Here is a 23022-nt window from a genome sequence, read left to right as displayed (position 1 = left end):
AAATCGGAGGCTGTAAATGTAACTATAATTCGTTTTGAAAACACGAAAAAGGCGTGTGCCCAAGCGTGTTTTATGTTCGTATTAGAAAATATTATCCCCTGAACAGGAAGAAATCGTCTTTCATGTGCTCAATTTGAGCATCTTCGTTGGTAATGATATAATCGATGGCCTGAGTGGTAAAATCATTACCCTTTTCGGTGAGCGAAACGATATTATTGGTAATGCTGATCATATTGTTCTTAATAGCCAGATCCAATACCGTTTTGCTGCGAACTTTTTGCCAGTTTATGTGTTCATTCAAATGGTTAACATGACGTTCGGTTTCTTCATTATGATTTTTAAGATGCAGTAGAAAGGTTAATAAAGACACTTCGGTGCGTTGCTGTTTTTCACGATACAATACGGCAATAATACCTTTATTGGGAGCAAAGAGATACACCGTTAAAAACAATAATCCCAGCATGGTGGTTATAGAGCCGGCAATAGAGGCATCGAGGGCATGAGCCAGCCAATATCCGGAGATGGCACTGAAAACGCCGAAACCGATGGCATAACCGAGCATGCGTTTTAAATCGTTGGTCAATAGGTAAGCCGTTGCCGCCGGTGCAATCATTAAGGCAACGACCAGAATAGCACCCACAGCATCAAAGGCCCCTACTGTGGTCACAGAAGATACACTCATCAAACCGTAATGGATAACTGCCGGGGGAAACCCTAAGGAAGCGGCTAAACCCATATCGAAGGTACTTAACTTCAATTCTTTAAAAAATGCGATTAACAGGCCCAGGGTGGTTAGCAATATGGCCCCAATAATCCATAAGGACTTTGGACCAAGGTCCAATCCATCTATCACTAACCTGTCGAAGGGCGCAAAAGCGAGTTCTCCAAGGAGTACGGCATCGACATCCAGATGAACGTCATTCGCATTTTTAGCAATTAAAATTACACCGATACTAAATAATGCTGGAAAGACTAAACCAATGGCAGTGTCTTCTTTTACCAACCCTGTTTTTTGAATGTACTCAACCAAAATAACTGTAATGATGCCGGTCATTGCAGCCAATAGGATAAGTAAAGGGGAATTCAGGTCTTGGGTAATAAAGAAACCGATAACAATACCCGGTAAGATGGAATGACTAATAGCATCACTGATCATGGCCATTTTGCGCAGGACCAAAAAGGTCCCTGGGATGGCACAGGCAATAGCGACGAGACTAGCAATGAGTTGTATTTCCAGTTGGGCACTACTCATCTTTGTGATCTTGTTGGTTATACAAATTTGATGCTGCTTTAAACCCTTCCAAGGTCAGGCTCCACTGGCCGGCTTCCAAGCGGACATAATTTTTTCTGACTAATTTTTGAAGGGTCCCCGTGGTATACCCCTGAAAATTATTCAAAATTTTAATCGCATGCGGATGAGAGATATCGTCATGTGTTCTGGCAATATTGTACATAAACGATAAGGTCTTATGTAATTTTAAATCGCGTCTGTTCTTTAGTAATCTTATTTGTTTAAACAAGAGACCTCGGCTTGGTGAAAAGACAAAGGAAATCAGTACAAATACGCCTGCGACGATAACAATGACCGGCCCTGTAGACAGGTTATTTTGACTTGCACTGATGGCGGTGCCAACGACACCTGACAAGGCGCCAAAAACAGAGGCAATAATCACCATGTAACCCAGGCTGTTAGTCCATTGTCGAGCGGCTGCCGCAGGTGCCAGCAGCATGGCGCTCATGAGAACCACACCTACAGTCTGTAATCCGAGAACAATGGCCAGGACGATAAACGTCGTTATTAAAACATCTATAAATTTGGTGTTGAACCCAAGCGTTTTCGTGTAATCGGCATCGAACAAAAGGATTTTAAATTCCTTCCAGAAAAGTAAAAGCACAAATAAGCATGACCCTGTTACCAGAGTCATCATCCATACATCACTTTCAACCAAGGTAGCTGCCTGCCCGAACAAATATTTGTCCAGTCCGGCCTGATTGGCGTTGGGCTGTTTTTGAATGAAGGTGAGCAGTAACATTCCAAAACCAAAGAAAAGGGACAAAATAAGGCCCAACGCGGTATCCGATTTCAAGTGCGTTTTATTCATGATTCCTCGTATCCAAAAAGTGCCCACAAGGCCACTTATCAGGGCACCAAGCAGTAAAACGTTGCTGTCTTTAATTCCGGTGATTAAGAATGCGATGGCGATACCGGGAAGGGCGGCATGGGAGATGGCATCGCCTAAAAGACTTTGTTTTCGCAATACGGCAAAGCTTCCTAACATACCAGTTACAGCTCCCAGGATCGCAGTGCCCAGTGTAATGGTGCGCAAGGTGTAGTCCGTAAACACTAACTGTATGTATTCTGCTAAGTCCATTGTTTAATTATACTCGTGTAATGACTATTCCTGGATACTGACTTTATAATTTATGCCATAGGTCTTCGTCAGGTTATCATCATTAAAGATGTCTTTTACAGGACCAGTGGCAATTTTTTTTACGTTTAAAAAAGTGACCCAATCGAAATATTCGGGTACCGTTTGTAAATCGTGATGCACAACGATAACCGTTTTATTGGCCTTACGCAATTCCTTTAAAATATTAATTATGGCGATTTCGGTCGTAGCATCAACACCCTGAAAGGGTTCGTCCATAAAATATATAGCAGCGTTTTGCACTAAAGCTCTGGCCAAAAAGACACGTTGTTGTTGTCCTCCTGACAGCTGACTGATCTGTCTGTTTTTAAATGGCAACATGCCTACTTTTTCCAGAGCTTCAAGCGCTGCTTTCTTCTCTTTTTGCCCCGGACGTTTTATCCAGCCTAAACTCCCGTAGGTTCCCATCATGACGACGTCCAATGCCGTTGTTGGGAAGTCCCAGTCGACACTTCCTTTTTGAGGGACATAGGCTACCAGTTCACGTTGTTTAGCATAAGGTTTTCCATAAATGCTGACACTTCCCGCAATAGGTTTTAGAATACCCAAAATAGATTTGATAAGTGTCGATTTTCCAGCCCCGTTAGGCCCCACAATAGCCATTAGAACACCCTCAGGAATCTCGAGATCGATATCCCAGAGCACCGGTTTGTAGTTATAGGCCACCGTTAAATCGTCAACTTGTACAGCTATTTTTGGTTCCATTTTAGTTTAATTCATTCATTGTATTTTTTTAACGACTTAAAGAACAGGTTAAAGTTATTTAAGTGCATTTACTATGGTATTCACGTTATATTCAAACATTCCTAAATAAGTGCCTTCAACGGTATCGGCATCTCCCAGGGCATCTGAATACAAAGTACCACCTATAGTAACCTCATGCCCTTTGGACAGCACAGCTGCCTGAAGGGCCTCAATGGTGCGCTTAGGGATAGAACTCTCTACGAAAATGGCTTTTACCCGACGCTCTATGATAAACGCCGCCAGATTTTGAACGTCCTGAACGCCGGCTTCAGTTGCTGTTGACAGACCCTGAAGTCCAACAACTTCAAAATTGAAGTAAGCCCCAAAATAATTAAAAGCATCATGAGCGGTAACCAGAATGCGTTTTTCCAGTGGCAGAGTTGCTATCGTATTCGTAATTTTTGCCTTCAAGGCATCCAATTGTTCTATATAATCCGTTCCATTGGCTTCAAAAAAGTCCTTTTGTTCGGGTAATGTTTCGGAAAGTGTATTTACCACGAAATTGGTAGCTTGCTTCCAGTAATCCACGTTAAACCAAATATGGGGGTCGTAATTGGAAGCGAAGTACTCCGATCCGATCAAGGTGCTTTTATCCAGCGCATCAGCTATTGCCACGGTTTTTTTGTTCTTCATCTTTTCAAATACTTCAACCAATTTTCCTTCCAGGTGAAGGCCATTGTAAAAAATAATATCGGCGTTGGTCAATTTGGTAACGTCACCTTCACTCGCCTTATACAGATGAGGATCCACACCACTACCCATCAAACCCCGGACCTCGATAAGATCACCACCAATTTGCTTCACTAAATCGGTAATCATCGTTGTGGTGGTAACGACCCTTAGCGGGGAATGCTCTTTTTTCTCATTTTTGCAACTAAATAGCAGTATCATAACTGCCATTAGGACACTTATTTTCTTCATGGATGTATCTTTTTAAATCTCAGCAATAAAGAGGTTAACACACTATTCCGATTTATGTCTTTTGTACTGTTTCTCATTCCTTCTGTCTTTTTGTAGGTATTCTAAAGCTGAGGCCGCCACTTAATAAAATATCCTGTCCCTCGGTTATACTGGTTCCAATAGTAGCATCCAACTGCACGCTATCAGATATCAGATAAGTCAATCCCGCATCCCAGTAATGGTTGGCACTATGGTTTTCCGGAAAGTCACCGTAGAGTTCTGCATAGACCCCTAGTTTTTCTGTAAGCCCCAGCCCATATGCAAGGGTATATATATAGGCGGCTTCGGGAGAATCGTCGCCCCATTGAGCACCAATATTATACGATAAACTGGAACGTTCGCTAAGTGTATGGGCAAAGGCAAACCTGAAATCTATCCCAGTGGTCTCCGGCTTGTAGTCCCTCCCCGCGCTAACAGGCAAGAATAAATGCCCAATGAGACCAATCTCAGGGAAACAACCATTTTCTTCAGCAATGGCCACTTTGGTCCCCAAAAGAAGCGGGCTAAAACCACTTAATACATTGTTTTGTCCACTTGTTTTTTGTTCAATAAAATCCCATCCTAATCGTAATTCCAGATTTTCTAAAATCCCGAGCCTGACTAAAGTGGTATTGAACGTGTAGTTCTCATTTTTAAAATCACCTTCTTCATAACGTTCAAAAAACGCTCCGGTCTCTACCTGAATGTAACCAACAGGAACAGTGGATGGCGATTCTGTGGCATCAGGGCGATCCGTTATCAGCGTACCCAGAGAGGAATCTAATTCCTGAGAGAAAACCGAGACTGATGTCGCACAAATTAAGAGCATACCAGCTATTCTATTCATTTTCATTGACATAAATTATCGAAGTAAATCCTTCATTTAAAATGAGGGTATTGTTATTAATTTGAACTTGAGTCATTTTGGTTTTGGTGAATTGTTTTGATACCAGAACCACATGACCGTATTTAAGTCCGTGTTGTGCACAGAATTCAAAAAACTCCTTGTCGTCACTCATCAATCGTGAAATCGTATAGTGTTTTCCTTCCTCGGCCTGTGAGAGGGCTATGGAGGAATCCACCGTCGTAATTTCGCCATCGGCATTGGGAATCGGATCGCCATGAGGGTCAAACTTAGGATTGCCCAGGTAAGTACTCATTTTTTCGGCCAGGAAATCTGAGGTCTGGTGCTCCAATAACTCAGCTTCCCTGTGTATATCGTGCAAGGACATATCGAAGGTTTTGAATAAAAATGACTCCCAAAGCCGATGTTTTCGTATCACATCCATTGCTATTTTGGTGCCTTTTTCAGTGAGCCTGAGCGCTTGATACTTTTCGTAATGGAGTAAGTCTTTCGCTGCCAATTTTTGTGCCATATCCGTAGCCGCGGCATTAGATATATTGAGTTCTCTGGCAATACTCCCGGGCTTGGTATCGTTATTATCGCGTTTACCATTTTTGTAAATGGCCTTTAAAAAATTCTCGATGGCAACAGACATTTATAATACCTTTAAAATTAATTTAAGCATACTTAAATATTTTTCAAAGGTAACAAAAAAAAGAGATGCATACAATGATGGATCTCATTTATTTACTTTAGGGATAGGGTATAGATTATCAGTGACAGCCGCAATCATCCTTGCCGCCACAGGAATTTTTATGTTTTGAGCTTTTCCATAAAAACGTTCTACCCAGAAACAGCAGGGCCAGTATCAGGCAGATAAGAACCAATAAATTTTGAATCATCGCGGTCATAAGGCATTGAGCTACATGAAATAGTGCATCACTTCAAGACTTGAAAAGCAATTAAAGCAACAATATACGCAAAGGTACTCATAATGGACAACTGTAAAATTGGCCATTTCCAACTGTTTGTCTCACGTTTTACAACGGCTAGTGTACTCATGCATTGCATAGCGAATGCATAAAAAAGTAACAGCGAAATACCCGAGGCAAAATTGAATAAAGGCCCTCCCAATATAGGATTCACCTCACCTGCCATTCTGTTTTTAATGGTTTCTTCTTCATCACTGCCAACGCTGTAGATGGTTGCCAGGGTACCGACAAAAACTTCTCGTGCCGCAAAGGAACTTACAATGGCGATACCTATTTTCCAGTCATAACCCAAAGGGCTTATCGCAGGTTCCAATGTACGGCCAATAACACCAATAAATGAATGTTCCAATTTGTGAGAGGCTATTTTTTGTTGGAGTTCTTCATCACTTAAATTTTGGTCTTCAAACTCTGTTTTAACGATGCTTTCAGCCTCATTAAAATTTTCATTCGGTCCATAGGAAGCGAGGAACCATAGCACGATAGAAATGGCTAAGATGATTTTTCCCGCACCAAAGACAAACGATTTCGTTTTTTCCACTACGGTGAACACCACATTTTTAAAAAGAGGAATTTTATAATTGGGCATTTCAACCACAAAAAAGCTTCGGCTCTTAATCTTCAGAACTTTGTTGAGGATGTAGGCAGAAAAAACGGCACTACCAAACCCGATCAGATACAATAACATGAGGGTTAAAGCCTGATAACCCAGGCCAAAAATGCGGCCCTCTGGGATGACCAATGCAATAATGATCAAATAGACAGGCAACCTGGCAGAGCAGGTCGTAAATGGTGTAACCAAAATAGTTATGAGGCGTTCTTTCCAACTTTCAATGTTTCGTGTTGCCATAATGGCCGGAATAGCACAGGCCGTACCTGAAATAAGAGGCACCACGCTTTTACCGCTTAAACCAAAACGGCGCATAATATGGTCCATTAAGAAGACGACACGGCTCATGTATCCGCTTTCTTCCAATACCGAGATAAACAAAAACAGAAAGGCGATTTGAGGTATGAAAATAACGATCCCACCCAGTCCCGGAACAATACCTTCGGCCAACAAATCCGTGAAGGCACCACCCGGAAGTTGATTTTTAATCCATTCACTTAGGGAAGCAAAGGCAGAGTCGATAAAATCCATGGGGACAGCGGACCAGTCGTATATCGCCTGAAATATGGTAAGCAGTATAAACCCAAAAATAATAAAGCCCCAAAATTTATGTGTTACAATCCGATCCAGTTTAATGCGGAGGTCTTTGGCATTGTTCAGATCTATGGTTTGCCCAACCTTGAGCACATTGTTTATAAATTGATACCGCTTTATGGTTTCCTTTTGTTGCAGACGTTTTAAATCCGCTTTACTTTTGGTTTTAAAACCGGATACATCCTCTATTTCCTTTCTGTTGGTCTTACCGAAATTGACATCCTGAGTGATGACCAACCACAGTTTATAAAGCAGCTGATTTGGGAACGCTTTGCGCAGGTTATCGAAATAGGGGGTGTCAATTTCAGAAGCATTCAAGCAGGGTGTAACGGAGAGTTCCTTGTAGTTTGCGATCAAATCCTTTAAGGTATCAATGCCCTCTTTTTTTCTGGTACTGACCAGGGCAATTTTTGTTTGTAGCTGTTTCTCCAAATAGTCAATATCCAATGAAATACCCTTGTAGTTCATGCGGTCTGCCATATTGATAACCAAGATGGTCGGAATTTCCAAATCCTTAATTTGAGTAAACAGAAGCAGGTTGCGTTTTAAGTTTTCAACATCACTTACCACAACAGCCACATCCGGAAAATCTTTATCATTTTTATTCAGCAGTAATTCAATGACCACATTTTCGTCAAGTGATGAGGCATTCAAGCTATAGGTTCCGGGCAAATCTATAATATGGGCCTTGACCCCCCGAGGTAATCTGCAAAGCCCCTCTTTTTTTTCCACCGTGATACCCGGGTAGTTGCCCACTTTCTGATTTAATCCGGTAAGGGCATTAAAAACCGAGGTTTTACCGGTATTCGGGTTTCCAATTAAAGCAACATTTATTTGTTTACCCATGGAGTACTTTTTCAATTAAAATATGAACAGCAGTCTCCTTTCTTATGGCAAGATGCGACCCGTTAATGTTGAGATATATGGGGTCTTGGAAGGGTGCCACCTGAACGAGCTCCACCATATTACCGGGAAGACAACCCATTTCCAGGAGTTTTAAGGGGATTAGTTTGGAAGAAACGTCAATAATAATGCCCCGTTCACCAAGTTTCAGATGTGCTATCGAATGTTGCAAGCTTATTTAGATTGATTTTAAAGAAGCAAAAATACGGGAAATAGTTTCAAGTTCAAAGTTTCAAGTTCAAAGTTTCTTAAATGATTCAATAATGACAGCATCTCGATGAACATGACAAGTGACAAAAGAACTCGCTTTAACAAATTGATCTATGGAAACACCAATACATGGTGTCGAGAAATAGGTACTTAAGCAATAAAAAAAACCAGCAAGACACCCTGGCGATGCCATGGGCAGACTGTTATTCTTCCTTCTTTAAATGTGCGATGTCATCCAGTAGTTTTTCCATATCCTCTGCATCTGTGCCATCGTAAAATCCTCGAATCTGCCTTTTCTTATCGATCAGCATAAAATTTTCAGTATGGATCATATCAAAAGGGCCGCCATCTCCAATATCTTTGACTGCCAGGTAGCTTTTCCTGGCCAGATCATAAATCTGTTTCTTTTCTCCTGTTACCAAATTCCATTTGCTGTCAATAACGCCCTTTTCAATGGCATAGCGCTTCAGCTGAGCCACGCTGTCAATTTCGGGAGTTACGCTATGAGAGAGCAGCATCACTTCATCGTCGTCCATGATTTCGTTTTGAATGGTGACCATATGGTCGGTCATGATGGGGCAGATGGTTTGGCAGGTTGTAAAAAAGAAATCGGCTACATAAATTTTACCGTCATAATCTTCTTTAGTTATGGTATCACCGTTCTGGTTAGCCAGGGAGAAATCAGCAATTTTATGGTATTTCTTTTTGTATTGAAGCGTACTGTCCACCAAATCGGTACTTACCATAGCAGGTTGGTAAACGGGCAATGGCTGGTATACATTTAAGGTCCTGTAAATAAGTGAAATAATGATGATTGAAATAATGCCAAAAACGATGGCAAATTTTCTGTAAACCTTAAAAAATGATAACATGAGATAAACTTATGAAATAACTTTATTACAAAAATACGACGAATGTGGGTGGTCGCGGAAATTATAAAGCCTTAAAATCATGTTAAATCAGTTCGTCCCAACACAAATAGCTTTTTAAACTTGGTTTAAAACATTACTTTTGTGCGATTAAAAAAAATTAGATGTCGGTATTTTTAGTAAAAGCAGCTCAATTGTTATTGAGTTTGTCCATATTGGTGGTGTTGCATGAGCTGGGGCACTTTATCCCGGCGAAAGCCTTTAAAACTCGGGTGGAGAAGTTTTATCTGTTTTTTGATGTGAAATTTTCTTTGTTCAAAAAGAAAATAGGAGAAACCGTATATGGTGTTGGCTGGCTGCCTTTAGGGGGCTATGTAAAAATAGCGGGTATGATTGATGAAAGCATGGATACTGAACAAATGGCTCAGCCTCCACAACCATGGGAGTTCAGGACAAAGCCGGCCTGGCAACGTTTAATCATCATGTTAGGTGGTGTTCTTATGAATTTCATTCTGGCCTTCGTTCTGTTTATCATGCTGCTATTTACCTGGGGAACGAATTATTCCAACACAGATGATATTAAATATGGTTACGGTGTTTCCAAAACATTGGAGAAATATGGATTTCAACAGGGGGATAAGATCATTTCGGTAAATGGAGAGCCCTTTGAAGAGCTTACGGTTGATATCAACAAAATCCTGATGTTCAGGACGGTCGAGAATATTAAAGTTGCGCATGAGAATGGTGTCATTGAGGATATTGCTCTTCCGGAAGACATAGGCACCCAACTGTTTGAGGCAGGGGATATCCCCGGTTTATCCCCGCGTTATCCTTTTAAGTTAGATTCTGTGGTTGCGGACCTGCCAGCCGGTAAGGCAGGGTTAATGGCCGGAGATAAAATAGTGGCCGTTAACGACAAACCGGTTGCGTATTACTCGGATTTAACTTATGAAATTAAAAACCAGGGCGGCAATAGCTTTGAGATTTCCTACGAGAGGGATAACCAATTAAATCAGACTTCAATTACATTGGGAGAAGACCGGGTGATGGGCATTTTTACAACGCCATCGGATTTGGAATATATTAGCTTCAATCAAAGGGATTATAATTTTGCCGAAAGTGTGACCGGAGGATTGAGCCACGGGTATTGGGAAGTTCGGGATTATCTGGGGCAGTTTAAATACATTTTTACAAAAAAGGGCGCCACGCAGATAGGTGGATTTGCGGCCATTGGAAACATGTTTCCTGCCCAATGGAATTGGGAGGCATTCTGGTATTTAACGGCATTTTTATCGATTATGCTTGGCGTGTTGAACCTGTTACCCATACCGGCATTAGATGGTGGGCATGTGACCTTTTTACTGTACGAAATGGTATCGGGCCGAAAACCGGGGGATAAGTTCATGGAATATGCCCAAATGATAGGGTTCTTCATTCTAATTGCACTGGTTTTGTTTGCCAATGGCAATGATATCATTAAAGCCATTTTTGATTAAAAATTTTAATTATTAAATTTGTAGTGATTAAAAATTAGCATATATTTGCGCTCGCAAAAAGCGAAAATGATCCTCCTTAGCTCAGTTGGTTAGAGCATTTGACTGTTAATCAAAGGGTCCTTGGTTCGAGCCCAAGAGGGGGAGCATCGAAAGAAAAACGTCACCAAAAGGTGGCGTTTTTGTTTTGACCCTTTTGGGCGAAGAAGCCTGTCCCGCTATAAGCGGAAAGCCCAACCCGCCCGACTGAACGATTTCAGTCGTTCGGGCGGGGTGGGGGAGCAACTCACCAAAGACTTACATGAAAATGTAGGTCTTTTATGTTTGTACCATTTTAATCTTGTTTTTCGTAGAGCGCATAAAAGAAAATGACAATAAATATCTGACCTATTAAAGATACAACAGATGGTAATGGAGAAGGTATAAGACCAAATAATTTATAATCCCAACTACTAATAATGCTACTTAATGTCCACAGAATCGATGGGAACAGCATCAAAAGGCTACCTAAGAATGCCAAGAATGTTACTTTTTTAAAATCCATACTATTGATTGTTTTTTAATTATTATTTACTTCTGTTTATAGTCTTTTTTCAGCTTATTAAGACTCATTGGTAAAAATACTTATTGAATATGGAATTTAATAAGAATAAATGTACTAATCACCTTTTATGCATTTTATGGAATAAGTCACATCTGATAAATACTTAAAACTATACCTCATATTAAGCTTGCTCTATATTGCTAAAATATAATTTAAAACCCGTCATTTTTTTATGGCAGGGATTTTCATTTAATAATATTATAAAGTTTTTACAAATATGTAAAAGCGTTTTTTGCTCTGTATTTACATTAGCACTTTGCTAAGCTTCAAGCAAGATTGGTAACACAAGCAAAGCAATAACATCAGTTATAAAATGAGCAATCATAATCAATCCCAGGTGTCTTTTAGAAATATACACAAGCATGAAAATCGCGCCTGCAATGAATACGAACACGAGGTGTCCAACACCCCAGGACACGTGCATCAGGGTAAAAATGATCACCGGCACGAATGCGGCCAGCCATTTGGACTTCGTCAGTTGGTATAGACGTTCAAAAGCATATCCGCGATAGAGCACTTCTTCAATCACAGCTGCTCTCAACGCCATCAGTAAGAGAAAAGGAATGGATTGGCTTGCGATCAGCTCTGCTGTTTCTTGACTGAGCTCAAGGCCTATGGCTCGGATAACAGTGGTTAAAAGCCCAAAAAGAATGAAAATCACAAGTCCCAGACCTATTCCAGAAAAGGCTGTTTTGACTGTCAATGTTTTCCATCCGATTGTGGCAATCGTCCGTTTCTCTACCAAATAGATCCATAAGAGGATCAAAACAAGAAGCAGCCACATCCCTGTTTCGAAAAACATTAACTCAAGGTGTAAAAACTGCAATAGAAAAGGAAACCCAAGGAATAAAAGTAATCCGAAAAGTGTTAGCTTGTTATTTTTCATAATTGTGAATGATTTGTTTATAAGTACAAATAACCGACACTGTCATGTAAATTCTTCATGCGGGTGCAAATCATTTCCTGAATGGTCACAGAATTTTTACTGAATGATCACTAATTGCTATGCGCTGTGTAACCATTGTTTAAATCTCGTGGACCTATATCTGCTGACGGGCTCTTTGTGACTTTCGTTTTCTTTACCAACTGTTACGAGAAGTCTGTGATTTGAGAGCTTTTTAACACGGGATATCATCGGGCGACTAACCAGAATTCTTCGATTCAATCTAAAGAACCTGTCATCGAGACTGTTTTCAAGTTCAGAGAGATTGTATTGCGTGATCCATCTCTTACCTGTTGTGTCCACCAGGAACACGATCTTAAATTCACTTATAAAGTAGCTCACGTCATTAAGGTCAATAGTTATGTCCTCCTGGGATTTTTTTATGGTGATAAAGTCTCTCCATTCTTTTTCGGCTTGTCCGTTATCTTTCGCAAGGAATAGGAATTCACCATCACTCCACCAGGATTTCCATATATGAATACCAGCATAAAAGGTCACAATAAGCAAACTAAGCCCGGAGGTAAGAAAAAGCCCCTGAAGAAATTTGGCCCAGACAAAACTCAAGTCGTTCAGATAGAGTAAAATCGGATAAAAAATAAGGTAAATGATCGATGTCACGGCTACCGAAGCTATGGTCATCTCAAAAGGCAGGTATTGAGAGACCTTATTGGAGTCAATCCTGGACTGAAGTATATAATCTAGGGTGTATTTGTTCGCAAACCACACACATAAGCTTCCAATGATCCTTACCCCTAATTGGGGACTCAGCAATGTGGTTAAATCCAGCCTGCCATACTGGAGTGACATGGAAACTATGGCCAACAAAATAATGACAACGGTTTCTGTATAAATTGCTCCATCTTTTGGCCAAATGCTTGTTTTTTTATTTGATGGCGTTTCAAACATGTTACAAAGGTATCTTTCTCTGTTATATTTTTATTGCAATAGCAACACATAAAATAAAAGTAAAATTAGCGAAAAATTCAAGTGACCTTCTTGGAGAAGAACCATTCAGTTGGCAGACCGGGTTAATTCACCGAGCAAGTTTACCATGAGCTTGTCGAAGGTAGGTAATAATAAGCATGACTGATTGATTCCAGTGGTTCAGCTGCGGAGCAGGAGCAAAAAAACCACTTACAATAATATCGATGGTTTTTTATGCCTTAAACTTAAGGGTTATTTCTATAATATCCTGATGACATAGAAAGAGTTATTTTATCGCTAATATCGTCTCGGCAAGTTTTTTTGGCATTGAGAAAAATGGAGAATGACCACTATCTAAGGAATAAATAGCTTCACATTTAGTTCTTTGATGCCAGATACGTTGAATCTCTATACTTAAAGCTTCATCTTTCAGGGTTTCGATAAAATATTTTGGGATATTTCCAAAACGTTCTTTAGACAAATTAACAGTAGCGAAAAAAGGTTCCATAGCCTGAGCAGATAATTTCGAAATACCGTATTCCTTGTCTTTATCAGAACAAGTATTATAGAAAATATCTTTAGCAAGGTCAGGAATAACCTTTACAGTCTTTTTATTATCAGAAATTTCATAAAAAACAGTTTCATTTGGATTTGGGTCTAACGAAGAAGCCACAAAAGCAGACTCACCATCTATTGGTAAAACAGCACTCAAATAAATTAGAGATTTAATTTTATCTGGAACTGTCTCCGCAACTGAAGATATTGAAATTCCTCCAAGAGAGTGTCCAATTAATATAACTTGCCCATCAATTTTGTTTATAGTTTGTAAAATTTTCTCTTTATACTTTTCTAATGTTACATCTTCTGGAGGCGTGTTGTCTTGCCCATGTCCCGGCAAATCTATTGCGTAAACCTTATTGCCATCTTTTTCCAGGATGGGAATAACTTTATACCAGCACCATTTTCCATGATAAGCTCCGTGAACTAAAACATAATTATTTTTTTGTTGAGATTCCTTGCATGCTATGTTTAAGGAAACGGTGAAAATCATTATGAGCTTAATTAGTCTTTTCATAGTTCGTCTAGTTTATGAGAATCTAAAAAGATACTTTTTAAATGGTTAAGGAATAATGATAAAAATCATAATATGAAGCAAATCTTTTCAATTCTTCATTAAATTGGTTCGACATAACAATATCAGGGGGCCCAACGTATCACAGTAAAACGGTTATCCTTTTAAAGTGTAGCCGTTTTTTTATTTTTGAATCATGAAATACTTTTTGTTCATCTCGTCTTTTGTGTTGTTCATCTCATGTAACAATAATAACAATACATCCTCTATCAAAGTTGTTGGTCAGATGAGGGATGTGATGTGGAAGGGAGAATTAGCTGGTAAAATTTCAACAGATTCCATGAATCATCCGACTTCCTATGGATTGGGGCCTATTGAATACTTAAAAGGAGAAGTGTTATTGTTTGAAGGACAAACATTTGTTTCAAAAGTTATAGACAGTTCCACTCACGAGGTGACGCAAATGAAATCAACTAAAGCTCCATTTTTTGTGTACACAAGCAAGAGTGAATTGATGGAATTAGTAATGCCGGATCATAGGTTATCGCTTAAATCAACGGAACAATTTATCGATTCACTTTTCATAGCGTATGATGATCCTTTACTTGTGCGAATTGATGGTGTTTTTGAAGACCTTACTATTCACAGTGTCAATCTTCCTGAAGGTAGTTTAGTGTCTTCACCCAGGGAAGCACATGAGGGTCTGACAAATTACAGATATGATGATGTCAGTGGATCTATAATTGGATTTTTTTCAAGAAATCATAAAACGGTGTTCACCCATCATGACAGTTATTTTCATGCCCATTTTATCTCCGATGACCGCACAATAATGGGGCATGTCGATTCCGTAGTTTTTGATTCCAAAAAAGCGACATTAAAAGTTTCTAAATAATTAGCGCCGCTGCAACTTTCAATAATAGGGGGAGCAAAGCGACCCTAATACAGGCAACCAGGGATCTTGGTTTTGGTCTTTCCCTGAAATAACGGATTAGTTTGAAGCATGGTTTTTTAATTTAGAGAATACCCTTTTAGAAACCTTAAAAAAAGTGCCATGTCTCATGCCGTCAGGAAACGAAATGGAATTTGAAATATCTTTCCAATGAACCAAATCCTCCGAGGTTATAGCGCCATAAGATTGTTTTCTATACTGATCAAAATAAACAATCCAATCCTTATTTAGGCGTGCAATTGTGGGGCCTTCTACCCAATTGCCCGATATGGCTTTTGAAACAGGTACATTCCAATCGTAAAGATGATCTGAAAATAAAATATGAAGACTTTTTTTAGGCTTTGGAAGTAGGGTCTCGTCTTTAATGATCATAAAATAGTGATTTTCGTTTTCGGATATCGTCGCATCAATAACATTAAACCCGGGCTCTAAAAAAATTTTCGTTTCTGAAAAAACTTCAAAATCTTTGGTCGTTGTGTAGTACATTCTGTGATTCCAATCTTCTTCAGCTTGATTTGCTGTTTCCAAAAACCTATCAGATACAGTACTGGCCCAAAAAATAAGGTAGTGTTCCTTCTTCTTATCATAAAACAATTCCGGAGCCCATGCATTTTTGCATGCGTTTTCGTGTTGCATAACGGGAATAAACTTTTGCTCAGACCAATTAATTAAGTCATCGGAATTTGAATAACCAATTCCCTTTTCTTCCCAACTTACAGTCCAAACCATATGAAATGTTCCATCAGGGCCTTTTATGATACAAGGATCACGCATCAGTTTGTCCTTACTTAGTTCGGGTTTTAAAAATGATTTATCATCATTTAAAGCCTCCCATTTAAGTCCGTCATGGCTAAACGCCAAATGGAGCCCATCTTCTCCATTGCTCTTGAAATATGAAAACAAATAAACCTCTTCCTTTACGGAACAGCTCAAGGTCATAAGTGTAATTCCAAATAAGATGAATTGATATGCTTTCATGACCATTCTGAGAATTTTTTATAATCAAGTTGATATGACATGAGAAATTTAAAATAAATAAAGTACTAAAAGAAAAGTAATGGTATTAAAATATTATAGAGCAGAACATTTTTTGAATTAACCAGGAATAATTAATTGATTTGATAGTCGAGCAACGCTGAGGAACAGGTAGAATAAGGCGAGCCTTAGCCATTTACAAAACGAGTGCATTGTGAATAGTTTATAAAAAAAAACACCTCATAAATTGAGGTGTTTTACTCATAACTTTTATGTTATTCAATCTTTACTCTGCCTTCAAGAGGACCGTTCCCGTCACCCACTAATTTAAGAGATACCGATTTTTCGATCGTAGCATCCCCATTACAGTACAATGGTTCTCCGGTGACATCATCATAGGTAATGGATTCATTGTTAATGGTAATATTGTTGGCGTGTAGAAAAACTGAATCATAATCTATGACATAAAATAGTTCCCCCCAAGGCGCTTCATCGACCATTAAATCTCCACTTACCTTCAAATTGAAATGTCCTTTTGTCTCATAGCAATCATTGCCTAAAAAGGAGAAATTGGAAAAATCAATCACAAAGCAAAAGGCCTCATTCGACGAAGATTGTGCCCTTGCGTAACCATTTTTAAACACTTTAATGTCGGCAGATTTACCACCTAAAAAAACGACTTTTTCGGTAAAATCATCATCCGGGAAATCAGGTGTGCCATTATCATTCCCTATTCCAATACCCCAAAGTGCCCCATAACCATTCTCAATAAACCAAACGCTATTCCCATTGCCGCGGGAATAACTTGGTTTATCCTGGGCAGAATTGGAACTGTTAAAATAGTTTCGAAAATCTTCATTTGCAACCAAATCCTTTACCATTTTAGAATAAAATTCTTTTTGTTGTGTCTCTTGAATCGGTTCAGACTCATTGGTTCCGCAACCGAAAAAGATGAATGTCATAAGAGACATCATTAAAACGTGTTTTCTCATAATTAGTTAGATTTTAAATTAATACTTATCCATCCAATGTAAGATCATTTAAGTAAATCTGGAGACCTAAACAAGGATGTTAATTTATGGAAAAGGGGAAGCAATTTATGTATGAACCCACTCATGCTAAGTGGATTGCTAAATCCAATGTACGAATTATATTTTAATTAATTAACATTTATTTTTAAGCAGGTTCAAGTTTGCACAGGGTTGGAATAAACAACCCATCCCGCTTAAGGCCCCTCTCGAAGCGTCATTTTTAAATGAAAACCATCATAGCTACACCAATAACATATAATGACTATAGAACTGCCGAATGAATTGTTTTTTAACATAAGCTTAAGCGCATAGTTTAATTAAAAATGTAATTTTAATTATCAATTATAATGTTATGCATCCATTCAGAATTTCTAAACTTACATTTTACCCATTGTTATTATTGTTAATTCCATTAACAACCATGCAATTTTCAAATGAAGTCGATTGGAGTTGGTTCGATTTTGTCATTATGGGCATCGTATTATTGCTTCTCGGACTGGGAATATCAACAATAAGCAAAAGCGTTAAATTAAGGCATAAGCGTTATTTATACTATTTTTTCATCATCGCTTTATTTTTAATTCTGTGGGCTGAATTAGCTGTAGGTGTTTTTGGAAGTCCATTTGCGGGAAATTAAATTAAGAATACATTTAGTTGCAGTTAATCCTTGAAAACTGCAATCAATTCTGATTTAAACCGCTTCATTTATAATTTAATACCTTTATGGGGTTTACTAAATATCAAATCAAATGAGAAAACAACTATTTATTAGATCACTGCAAATTAAATTACTGATGATAGCCTTTACAATTCCGTATTTTACCAATTCTCAGAACGCTACTGATACAAATGCGAAAAAACCTTTAAATATTGGCTTTGTCCTATATACAAAAGGCAATACACCGGGAACATTATTTGCTAGATGGAATTATGCCAACAAATCCAGCGGACCGGGCTTAGCTACTGGTGGACCACATACAGATGGCTATGCTGGTAATTATCATGTGCGGTACTTCTATGAAAGTGGTAAGTTTTCAGATGAATATGACCTGGTAATAGAAAAAGCAGGCGATTTTTATGATGTTTCCTGGATAATCAATGAGAAAGTTGCGGCTAAAGGCGTAGGAATGGAGGTTAGTGATGGATTAGCTGTGGGCTGGCGTAGAGTTACCGACTAGCTATAGATGCACTACTGCGGAACAATAGGATAAGTTCGACGGTCTGGGACGCGACGATAATCATTGTCTTTTAACGAGTAATTATTGAAACACTACAATTATGAATCAATACACAAAAGGTATTGTACTGCTGATGTTTGGTCTTGCAATGGCCTATGCACAGCAGCCAAATTATCCAACTGAGGCCAGCCAAGCAGAGTTAATTTATACAGATATTGAGAATTTCACTGTGGCCATGAATCACTTGAAAAAAAATAGGGATACGATTCAAGTATTAAACACGTACTATTTTGACAGGGCATCAGTTGGTCTGAAGGAGTATATAAGCAGACATGGTTTAACACCGGACATGCTTAAGAAAGCGATAATGAAAAGACCGGAAGACTATCAAAAAATAGAAGCCTTCCTGAATGGATTAAGCGCATTTAAACCAAAGATGCTAAGTGTATTGAACAGATTTGAAGAGGTAGTTCCAAATGCCATGTTTGCTCCGACCTATTTGTTAGTAGGAGCCAACAGAGGTATTGCACAGGCCTCTCGATACGGACAGCTGGTTACGGTAACAAGAATAGTAGAGAATGAAGAGAAATTACTAAGCCTGATTGTGCATGAACTTGCCCATTTTCAGCAAGCCAAAACTGTAGGCATGCAACACTATGTTTCTTTATATTCTCAGCCCAATAATATGTTGGGGCTTTGCCTTCGTGAGGGAGGAGCTGAATTTATAACCAATCAGGTGTTAGGAAGCCTTACACAGGAAAGCTCTGTTGCTTATTTTAATGAAAATGAGGCAGAATTAAAACAAAAATTTTTGGATGACCTTAAAATTCATGACAATTCATTTTGGCTTTGGGAATCGATTGGAAAGAAAGAACATCCTCAATTATTAGGCTATGTTATGGGGTATAAAATATGGAGTCATTATTTTGACGAAGTTGGAGATAGAAATGCGGTAATAAATGAAATACTTAATATGACCAATGCCAGCGAATGCTTAGAAAAAAGTAACTATTTTAAGAAGAGTTAAATGCTTCACAACATTTTTGGGCGACCTTTTTGTTTTGAACCGTCTGCACGCGTTCACCTGCCTGGGACAGGACGTTTATCCCGCCACAAATCAGCTGAAAACTTAAGGCGATCAATCAGGCAGTATCAGCCCAGCTTTTCCTTGAAAAATGCAATGGTTCTTTTCCAGGCCAGGTTCGCAGCGTCTTCATCATAGCGCGGTGTGGTATTATTGTGAAATCCATGGTTTACGCCTTCATACATATGAGCGGTGTATTCCACATTGTTCGCTATTAAGGCGGCTTCATAATCCGGCCAACCGGCATTTACACGAGCGTCCAACTCAGCAAATTGCAGAAGCAGCGGGGCTTTGATTTTAGCGGTGTCTTCGGCCGAGGGTTGTCCGCCATAGAAGGGAACGGCTGCTCCTAAATCGGGCAATCTTACCGCCATCATATTGGAGATCCAACCACCAAAACAAAAACCAACGACCCCAACATTCCCGTCACAGGATTCATGACTTTTGAGATAATGGTAGGCCGCTATAAAATCCTCCAGCATGTCATTGCGATCCCGTTGGCGTTGTAAAGCGCGTCCCTCATCGTCATTACCCGGATAACCGCCAAGCGGCGTTAAGGCATCAGGGGCCAGGGAAATAAAACCTTCCAGGGCTGTACGCCGGCACACATCCTCGATATAGGGATTCAAGCCCCGATTTTCATGCACTACCACAACACCCGGTAATTTTTTTTCAGTAGCACTCGGTTTGGATAACAAGCCTTTTATGGTGCCTCCCCCTTTTGGCGATTCATAATGGATATATCCGGAATCCAAACGCGGATCATTTTGTGGTACCAAAAGGGTGTCCGCATAATTCGGACTGATAAAACTGAGCAGTGAGGAAACGGTTATACCGCCAACAGCATACAGGGACAACTTTTCAATAAATTGACGTCTATCGATTTTATTATGGGCATAAGCATCATAGAGTTCAAAAACCTGCTGATTGATGTCTTCTTTTTTTAATGGTTTCATAGGCGTATCCGGTTTCGTTTTTATTCTTTCAATATAGGAAATATTAACCAATCAATTTAATGTCATGGTCTGCATTGATTGTATTTTGCTCTGAACCTATTTATCGCATGTTTAGCATTGCTTTTTTAGTTTTGTCCTTTTGAGGGCGCAGATTTACACTTAACTATGTCGAAAAACACCCGTTCCATGGATCCAACTGAACCCTTTTTGTCCTGCTGCAGTGAGGGAGGGGTATCACTTTATAATCCTTATGCTTTTATGGTGTATTCGATTTTTTTATTTTTAAGGCTATTTTTAAAGCCATGAAAACTTCGATTTCTATACTTATTTCAATCCTCGTTCTCAGTTGTGTTCATCATCGTGAATCGCATTTAGATTTTCATACTGAAGGGATTTCCGGAAAGAACGAATTTAAAACCACGCCATACATCACTGCGGGAGATCGCGTTTATGCCATCGGTGCACAAAATGGAGGCTTCCCCGAAATCGGCTGGCATATCGACAAAGAAATGGGGGGCATATGGAATCATCCCATAAAATTACTCGACGGATTCAAGGCACACATAACAGCTTCATCCAAAACAACCGAGCTCAAGGATGCACAATTTACAAACTATCCCCACGGGAATGCCTTTCTTTATGATCTTTCAGACTTCGGATTGTCGGTCGATCGCGTTCAATTCGCTCCGGATCAAAAGCAAGGACTAGTCGTTGGGTATAGCATTAGCAACCTCAACCCTACGCCTTTCGAAGGAACACTGTCCTTTGAAGTGGCATTTGACCTGAGACCCACCTGGCTGGGAGAACGAACCCAGATGATCGATGGAGCCGACACGGTAAGCTTTGATGCATCTCAAAATTGCATTCTTGCCAAGGATCAGAATAACGATTGGTTTGCAGCTGTAGGCTGTTCTGAACCCATTCAGGGGTTTGAATCCCTGGAAAGCAGTTATAAGGGTCAGGGCAGATCCGCCCGAATGGACCTGCCCTTGAAAATTGATAAAAAGGGAACGAAAACCATCTATTTTTTCATCTCCGGTTCCTACAAGGATCAGGCAGAGGTCCTTGGGGAGTTAGAAGCGTTGCGATTCGGTTTCCCCGAACTTTTATCGAAAAAGCAGCGTCGTTTTGAGGACATTGAAAACCAGGCGCGATTAACGACTTCTGATCCTGAGTTCGATCTGGTTTATACATGGTTGAAGTATAATTCGGAGTGGTTCATTCGGGAGGTGCCCGAGATCGGACGCGGCATAGCAGCTGGTTATCCGGATTACCCATGGTGGTTTGGATGCGATACGGAGTTTGCGCTCAAAGGATATGTATCCATTGGTCAGTTTGATATCGCCAGATCCAGTATTGACCTCATAGCGAAGCTTTCTCGCGACACAAATACTAATGGTAGAATTATTCATGAAGCATCGACCAATGGCGTGGTTTTTAATCCCGGCAATATGAACGAAACCCCTCAGTTTGCATCCCTGGTATGGGAAACCTATTTGTGGACCGGGGACAAAACGCTCCTGTCAAATAATTTCGATCTCATAAAGCGCGGTTTGGACTGGATTGCTACGGATAGGGATCATGATCAGAACGGCTTCCCAGAAGGGGCCGGGATGATGGAAATTCACGGTCTCGAATCGGAGATGATCGATGTCGCCACCTATACGCAAAGCGGATTCCGGGATGCGGCTAAAATTGCCGAAGCATTGGGGGAATCGGAATTGTCGTCGGAGTATCTCAACAAGGCGATGGATCTGAAAGATAAAATCAACGAGGTCCTGTGGGTGGAAGCATTTAACTCATTCGCTGATTTTATGGCAACGGATGAAGAAACTTTGAGTCTCATTGAAGATGCCATAATCCGTGCGGATACCTTAAACAAGCCCTGGGCGGTGGAGGAACTCTTAGAGACAAAAAGATATATTTTAAATCACCCATCGGACGCCGTGCGGCCTTTTGTGCTCCACCATAACTGGGTCGTGAACACCCCATTGGAAACAGGCATTGCAGATGCGCAAAAAGCGAAGCAGGCATTGATAACGGCTCGTAAATTTGTGAACCCTTACGGGGTTTTCGTTACGGGTATTGATAGGGACGCATCGGCAGGAAAGGAGATAGGATCATTTAAGGGCAGTAAGGTATTTTCATATACCGGAGCGGTAATGACATTGCCTACCGGCGTTTCGGCTGTTGCCGAGAACAACTACGGCAATCCTGATCAGGCCCTCGACTATCTCAAGCGTATGGGTAGAAGTTTCAGTTTTGCACTGCCGGGGAGCATTTATGAAGTCTCTCCGGATTACGGGATGTTTGCCCAGGCCTGGAATCTGTACAGTTATGCTGTACCGGTTGTTCAACAGTTCTTTGGAATCACTCCCAGGGCCTCTGAGAAACAGATTACCATTTCACCCTTGATGCCCTCTGCCTGGGAAAGCGCTAAGTTGGAAAACGTCAGGGTTGGAGATAATCATGTATCGGTCGCTTATACGAAGACAGAATCAGGGTATACTATTCGTATTCAAAGTGAACAGAGCGGATGGCGCATCCTGTTTGAAAAAAAGGAAGGCGAAGAAGTCATCAGCGAGGAGGTCCCGGAGCCCGATACTGTTGTATATACCGTCAGGAAACTGTCGGATTGAGTATTGTGAGTAGCCACTTTATATAAGCCGTATACGGTAC

General features: G+C 40.0%; 23 protein-coding genes and 1 tRNA gene. 8 read left to right on the top strand and 16 right to left on the bottom strand.

What is annotated here, in order from left to right; genetic code table 11:
• Positions 1-91: 91 nt before the first annotated feature.
• The 6 genes from MR041_RS03960 to MR041_RS03935 all read right to left on the bottom strand — a co-directional run bounded on the left by MR041_RS03960 (position 92) and on the right by MR041_RS03935 (position 5611).
• Entirely contained in the window at positions 92-1252 is a 1161-nt protein-coding gene (locus MR041_RS03960) for a metal ABC transporter permease (protein ID WP_242092288.1), read from the bottom strand.
• Positions 1245-2372: a metal ABC transporter permease gene (locus MR041_RS03955; protein WP_242092287.1), complete on the bottom strand. Its 1128-nt coding sequence runs from the start codon at positions 2370-2372 to the stop codon at positions 1245-1247. Before MR041_RS03955 ends, MR041_RS03960 begins: the two co-directional genes overlap by 8 nt.
• Positions 2373-2396: 24 nt before the next feature.
• Positions 2397-3134 (bottom strand): metal ABC transporter ATP-binding protein, encoded by a 738-nt coding sequence (locus MR041_RS03950; RefSeq protein WP_242092286.1) that lies wholly within the window; start codon positions 3132-3134, stop codon positions 2397-2399.
• Between the two features lie 54 nt (positions 3135-3188).
• Positions 3189-4094 (bottom strand): metal ABC transporter solute-binding protein, Zn/Mn family, encoded by a 906-nt coding sequence (locus tag MR041_RS03945; protein ID WP_242092285.1) that lies wholly within the window; start codon positions 4092-4094, stop codon positions 3189-3191.
• A gap of 73 nt (positions 4095-4167) precedes the next feature.
• Entirely contained in the window at positions 4168-4959 is a 792-nt protein-coding gene (locus tag MR041_RS03940; protein ID WP_242092284.1) for a transporter, read from the bottom strand.
• Positions 4952-5611: a metal-dependent transcriptional regulator gene (locus MR041_RS03935; protein ID WP_242092283.1), complete on the bottom strand. Its 660-nt coding sequence runs from the start codon at positions 5609-5611 to the stop codon at positions 4952-4954. Before MR041_RS03935 ends, MR041_RS03940 begins: the two co-directional genes overlap by 8 nt.
• On the opposite strand from MR041_RS03935, the gene MR041_RS03930 reads away from it, so the two are divergent.
• Positions 5598-5780, top strand: a complete 183-nt coding sequence (locus MR041_RS03930; RefSeq protein WP_242092282.1) for a hypothetical protein — start codon at positions 5598-5600, stop codon at positions 5778-5780. The two genes, MR041_RS03935 and MR041_RS03930, sit on opposite strands and share 14 nt — an antisense overlap.
• Here the strand turns inward: MR041_RS03930 and MR041_RS15695 are convergent.
• From MR041_RS15695 to MR041_RS03915, 4 genes are all read right to left on the bottom strand, one after another.
• On the bottom strand, positions 5730-5858 hold the full coding sequence (locus MR041_RS15695) for a FeoB-associated Cys-rich membrane protein (protein ID WP_479686166.1): 129 nt from the start codon (positions 5856-5858) through the stop codon (positions 5730-5732). The genes MR041_RS03930 and MR041_RS15695 overlap by 51 nt on opposite strands.
• A gap of 37 nt (positions 5859-5895) precedes the next feature.
• A complete protein-coding gene (feoB, locus tag MR041_RS03925; protein ID WP_242092281.1) occupies positions 5896-7995 on the bottom strand; it encodes a ferrous iron transport protein B in 2100 nt (699 codons plus the stop codon).
• Entirely contained in the window at positions 7988-8224 is a 237-nt protein-coding gene (locus MR041_RS03920; protein WP_242092280.1) for a FeoA family protein, read from the bottom strand. The genes feoB and MR041_RS03920 overlap by 8 nt, the downstream gene beginning before the upstream one ends.
• A 241-nt stretch (positions 8225-8465) precedes the next feature.
• Complete coding sequence (locus tag MR041_RS03915; RefSeq protein ID WP_242092279.1) at positions 8466-9134, bottom strand: SCO family protein; 669 nt, start codon at positions 9132-9134, stop codon at positions 8466-8468.
• A 161-nt stretch (positions 9135-9295) separates the two neighbouring features.
• Here MR041_RS03915 and rseP point away from each other — a divergent pair, with 161 nt between their 5' ends.
• Together rseP and MR041_RS03905 are read left to right on the top strand one after the other, a co-directional pair.
• The gene (rseP, locus tag MR041_RS03910) at positions 9296-10627 is read left to right on the top strand and encodes an RIP metalloprotease RseP (protein ID WP_242092278.1); all 1332 of its coding nucleotides are present in this window, start codon (positions 9296-9298) and stop codon (positions 10625-10627) included.
• Between the two features lie 70 nt (positions 10628-10697).
• Positions 10698-10771, top strand: a tRNA-Asn gene (locus tag MR041_RS03905).
• 716 nt (positions 10772-11487) lie between these two features.
• Here MR041_RS03905 and MR041_RS03900 read toward each other — a convergent pair.
• The 3 genes from MR041_RS03900 to MR041_RS03890 all read right to left on the bottom strand — a co-directional run bounded on the left by MR041_RS03900 (position 11488) and on the right by MR041_RS03890 (position 14170).
• Positions 11488-12114 carry a CPBP family intramembrane glutamic endopeptidase gene (locus MR041_RS03900; protein WP_242092277.1) on the bottom strand — a complete coding sequence of 209 codons (627 nt, stop codon included), beginning with the start codon at positions 12112-12114 and terminating at the stop codon, positions 11488-11490.
• A 117-nt stretch (positions 12115-12231) separates the two neighbouring features.
• The gene (locus MR041_RS03895) at positions 12232-13077 is read right to left on the bottom strand and encodes a LytR/AlgR family response regulator transcription factor (protein WP_242092276.1); all 846 of its coding nucleotides are present in this window, start codon (positions 13075-13077) and stop codon (positions 12232-12234) included.
• Positions 13078-13381: 304 nt separating this feature from the next.
• Positions 13382-14170: an alpha/beta fold hydrolase gene (locus MR041_RS03890; protein ID WP_242092275.1), complete on the bottom strand. Its 789-nt coding sequence runs from the start codon at positions 14168-14170 to the stop codon at positions 13382-13384.
• Positions 14171-14363: 193 nt separating this feature from the next.
• Between MR041_RS03890 and MR041_RS03885 the strand changes: the two genes are divergently transcribed.
• Complete coding sequence (locus tag MR041_RS03885; RefSeq protein ID WP_242092274.1) at positions 14364-15062, top strand: acetolactate decarboxylase; 699 nt, start codon at positions 14364-14366, stop codon at positions 15060-15062.
• 96 nt (positions 15063-15158) lie between these two features.
• Here MR041_RS03885 and MR041_RS03880 read toward each other — a convergent pair whose 3' ends face one another.
• Positions 15159-16097: a glycoside hydrolase family 43 protein gene (locus MR041_RS03880; RefSeq protein ID WP_242092273.1), complete on the bottom strand. Its 939-nt coding sequence runs from the start codon at positions 16095-16097 to the stop codon at positions 15159-15161.
• A gap of 272 nt (positions 16098-16369) precedes the next feature.
• On the bottom strand, positions 16370-17086 hold the full coding sequence (locus tag MR041_RS03875; RefSeq protein ID WP_242092272.1) for a hypothetical protein: 717 nt from the start codon (positions 17084-17086) through the stop codon (positions 16370-16372).
• A gap of 460 nt (positions 17087-17546) precedes the next feature.
• Here MR041_RS03875 and MR041_RS03870 point away from each other — a divergent pair, with 460 nt between their 5' ends.
• From MR041_RS03870 to MR041_RS03860, 3 genes are all read left to right on the top strand, one after another.
• On the top strand, positions 17547-17762 hold the full coding sequence (locus MR041_RS03870) for a hypothetical protein (RefSeq protein WP_242092271.1): 216 nt from the start codon (positions 17547-17549) through the stop codon (positions 17760-17762).
• A 112-nt stretch (positions 17763-17874) separates the two neighbouring features.
• The gene (locus MR041_RS03865) at positions 17875-18303 is read left to right on the top strand and encodes a hypothetical protein (RefSeq protein ID WP_242092270.1); all 429 of its coding nucleotides are present in this window, start codon (positions 17875-17877) and stop codon (positions 18301-18303) included.
• A gap of 100 nt (positions 18304-18403) precedes the next feature.
• Complete coding sequence (locus MR041_RS03860) at positions 18404-19330, top strand: DUF2268 domain-containing putative Zn-dependent protease (protein WP_242092269.1); 927 nt, start codon at positions 18404-18406, stop codon at positions 19328-19330.
• A 125-nt stretch (positions 19331-19455) separates the two neighbouring features.
• Here MR041_RS03860 and MR041_RS03855 read toward each other — a convergent pair whose 3' ends face one another.
• Positions 19456-20343 (bottom strand): dienelactone hydrolase family protein, encoded by an 888-nt coding sequence (locus MR041_RS03855; protein WP_242092268.1) that lies wholly within the window; start codon positions 20341-20343, stop codon positions 19456-19458.
• Positions 20344-20645: 302 nt separating this feature from the next.
• Here MR041_RS03855 and MR041_RS03850 point away from each other — a divergent pair, with 302 nt between their 5' ends.
• Positions 20646-22982, top strand: coding sequence for a glucosidase family protein (locus MR041_RS03850; RefSeq protein WP_242092267.1), 2337 nt, complete (start codon positions 20646-20648; stop codon positions 22980-22982).
• Positions 22983-23022 lie beyond the last annotated feature (40 nt).

The organism is Aestuariivivens sediminicola (genome assembly GCF_022662015.1).
Lineage (GTDB): Bacteria > Bacteroidota > Bacteroidia > Flavobacteriales > Flavobacteriaceae > Aestuariivivens > Aestuariivivens sediminicola.
Note: the sequence above shows the minus strand (reverse complement) of the source record. Positions and strands in the feature narration are given on the sequence as shown.

Excerpts from the sequence above, each read along its gene's own strand:
- MR041_RS03930 (WP_242092282.1), top strand. The coding sequence starts at position 5,598 with ATGGCAACAGACATTTATAATACCTTTAAAATTAATTTAAGCATACTT.
- MR041_RS03960 (WP_242092288.1), bottom strand. The coding sequence starts at position 1,252 with ATGAGTAGTGCCCAACTGGAAATACAACTCATTGCTAGTCTCGTCGCT.
- feoB (WP_242092281.1), bottom strand. The coding sequence starts at position 7,995 with ATGGGTAAACAAATAAATGTTGCTTTAATTGGAAACCCGAATACCGGT.
- MR041_RS03850 (WP_242092267.1), top strand. The coding sequence starts at position 20,646 with ATGAAAACTTCGATTTCTATACTTATTTCAATCCTCGTTCTCAGTTGT.
- MR041_RS03940 (WP_242092284.1), bottom strand. The coding sequence starts at position 4,959 with ATGAATAGAATAGCTGGTATGCTCTTAATTTGTGCGACATCAGTCTCG.
- MR041_RS03875 (WP_242092272.1), bottom strand. The coding sequence starts at position 17,086 with ATGAGAAAACACGTTTTAATGATGTCTCTTATGACATTCATCTTTTTC.
- MR041_RS03900 (WP_242092277.1), bottom strand. The coding sequence starts at position 12,114 with ATGAAAAATAACAAGCTAACACTTTTCGGATTACTTTTATTCCTTGGG.
- MR041_RS03870 (WP_242092271.1), top strand. The coding sequence starts at position 17,547 with ATGCAATTTTCAAATGAAGTCGATTGGAGTTGGTTCGATTTTGTCATT.
- MR041_RS03880 (WP_242092273.1), bottom strand. The coding sequence starts at position 16,097 with ATGAAAGCATATCAATTCATCTTATTTGGAATTACACTTATGACCTTG.
- MR041_RS03855 (WP_242092268.1), bottom strand. The coding sequence starts at position 20,343 with ATGAAACCATTAAAAAAAGAAGACATCAATCAGCAGGTTTTTGAACTC.
- MR041_RS03945 (WP_242092285.1), bottom strand. The coding sequence starts at position 4,094 with ATGAAGAAAATAAGTGTCCTAATGGCAGTTATGATACTGCTATTTAGT.
- MR041_RS03955 (WP_242092287.1), bottom strand. The coding sequence starts at position 2,372 with ATGGACTTAGCAGAATACATACAGTTAGTGTTTACGGACTACACCTTG.
- rseP (WP_242092278.1), top strand. The coding sequence starts at position 9,296 with ATGTCGGTATTTTTAGTAAAAGCAGCTCAATTGTTATTGAGTTTGTCC.
- MR041_RS03915 (WP_242092279.1), bottom strand. The coding sequence starts at position 9,134 with ATGTTATCATTTTTTAAGGTTTACAGAAAATTTGCCATCGTTTTTGGC.
- MR041_RS03865 (WP_242092270.1), top strand. The coding sequence starts at position 17,875 with ATGAGAAAACAACTATTTATTAGATCACTGCAAATTAAATTACTGATG.
- MR041_RS15695 (WP_479686166.1), bottom strand. The coding sequence starts at position 5,858 with ATGATTCAAAATTTATTGGTTCTTATCTGCCTGATACTGGCCCTGCTG.
- MR041_RS03895 (WP_242092276.1), bottom strand. The coding sequence starts at position 13,077 with ATGTTTGAAACGCCATCAAATAAAAAAACAAGCATTTGGCCAAAAGAT.
- MR041_RS03890 (WP_242092275.1), bottom strand. The coding sequence starts at position 14,170 with ATGAAAAGACTAATTAAGCTCATAATGATTTTCACCGTTTCCTTAAAC.
- MR041_RS03860 (WP_242092269.1), top strand. The coding sequence starts at position 18,404 with ATGAATCAATACACAAAAGGTATTGTACTGCTGATGTTTGGTCTTGCA.
- MR041_RS03950 (WP_242092286.1), bottom strand. The coding sequence starts at position 3,134 with ATGGAACCAAAAATAGCTGTACAAGTTGACGATTTAACGGTGGCCTAT.
- MR041_RS03935 (WP_242092283.1), bottom strand. The coding sequence starts at position 5,611 with ATGTCTGTTGCCATCGAGAATTTTTTAAAGGCCATTTACAAAAATGGT.
- MR041_RS03885 (WP_242092274.1), top strand. The coding sequence starts at position 14,364 with ATGAAATACTTTTTGTTCATCTCGTCTTTTGTGTTGTTCATCTCATGT.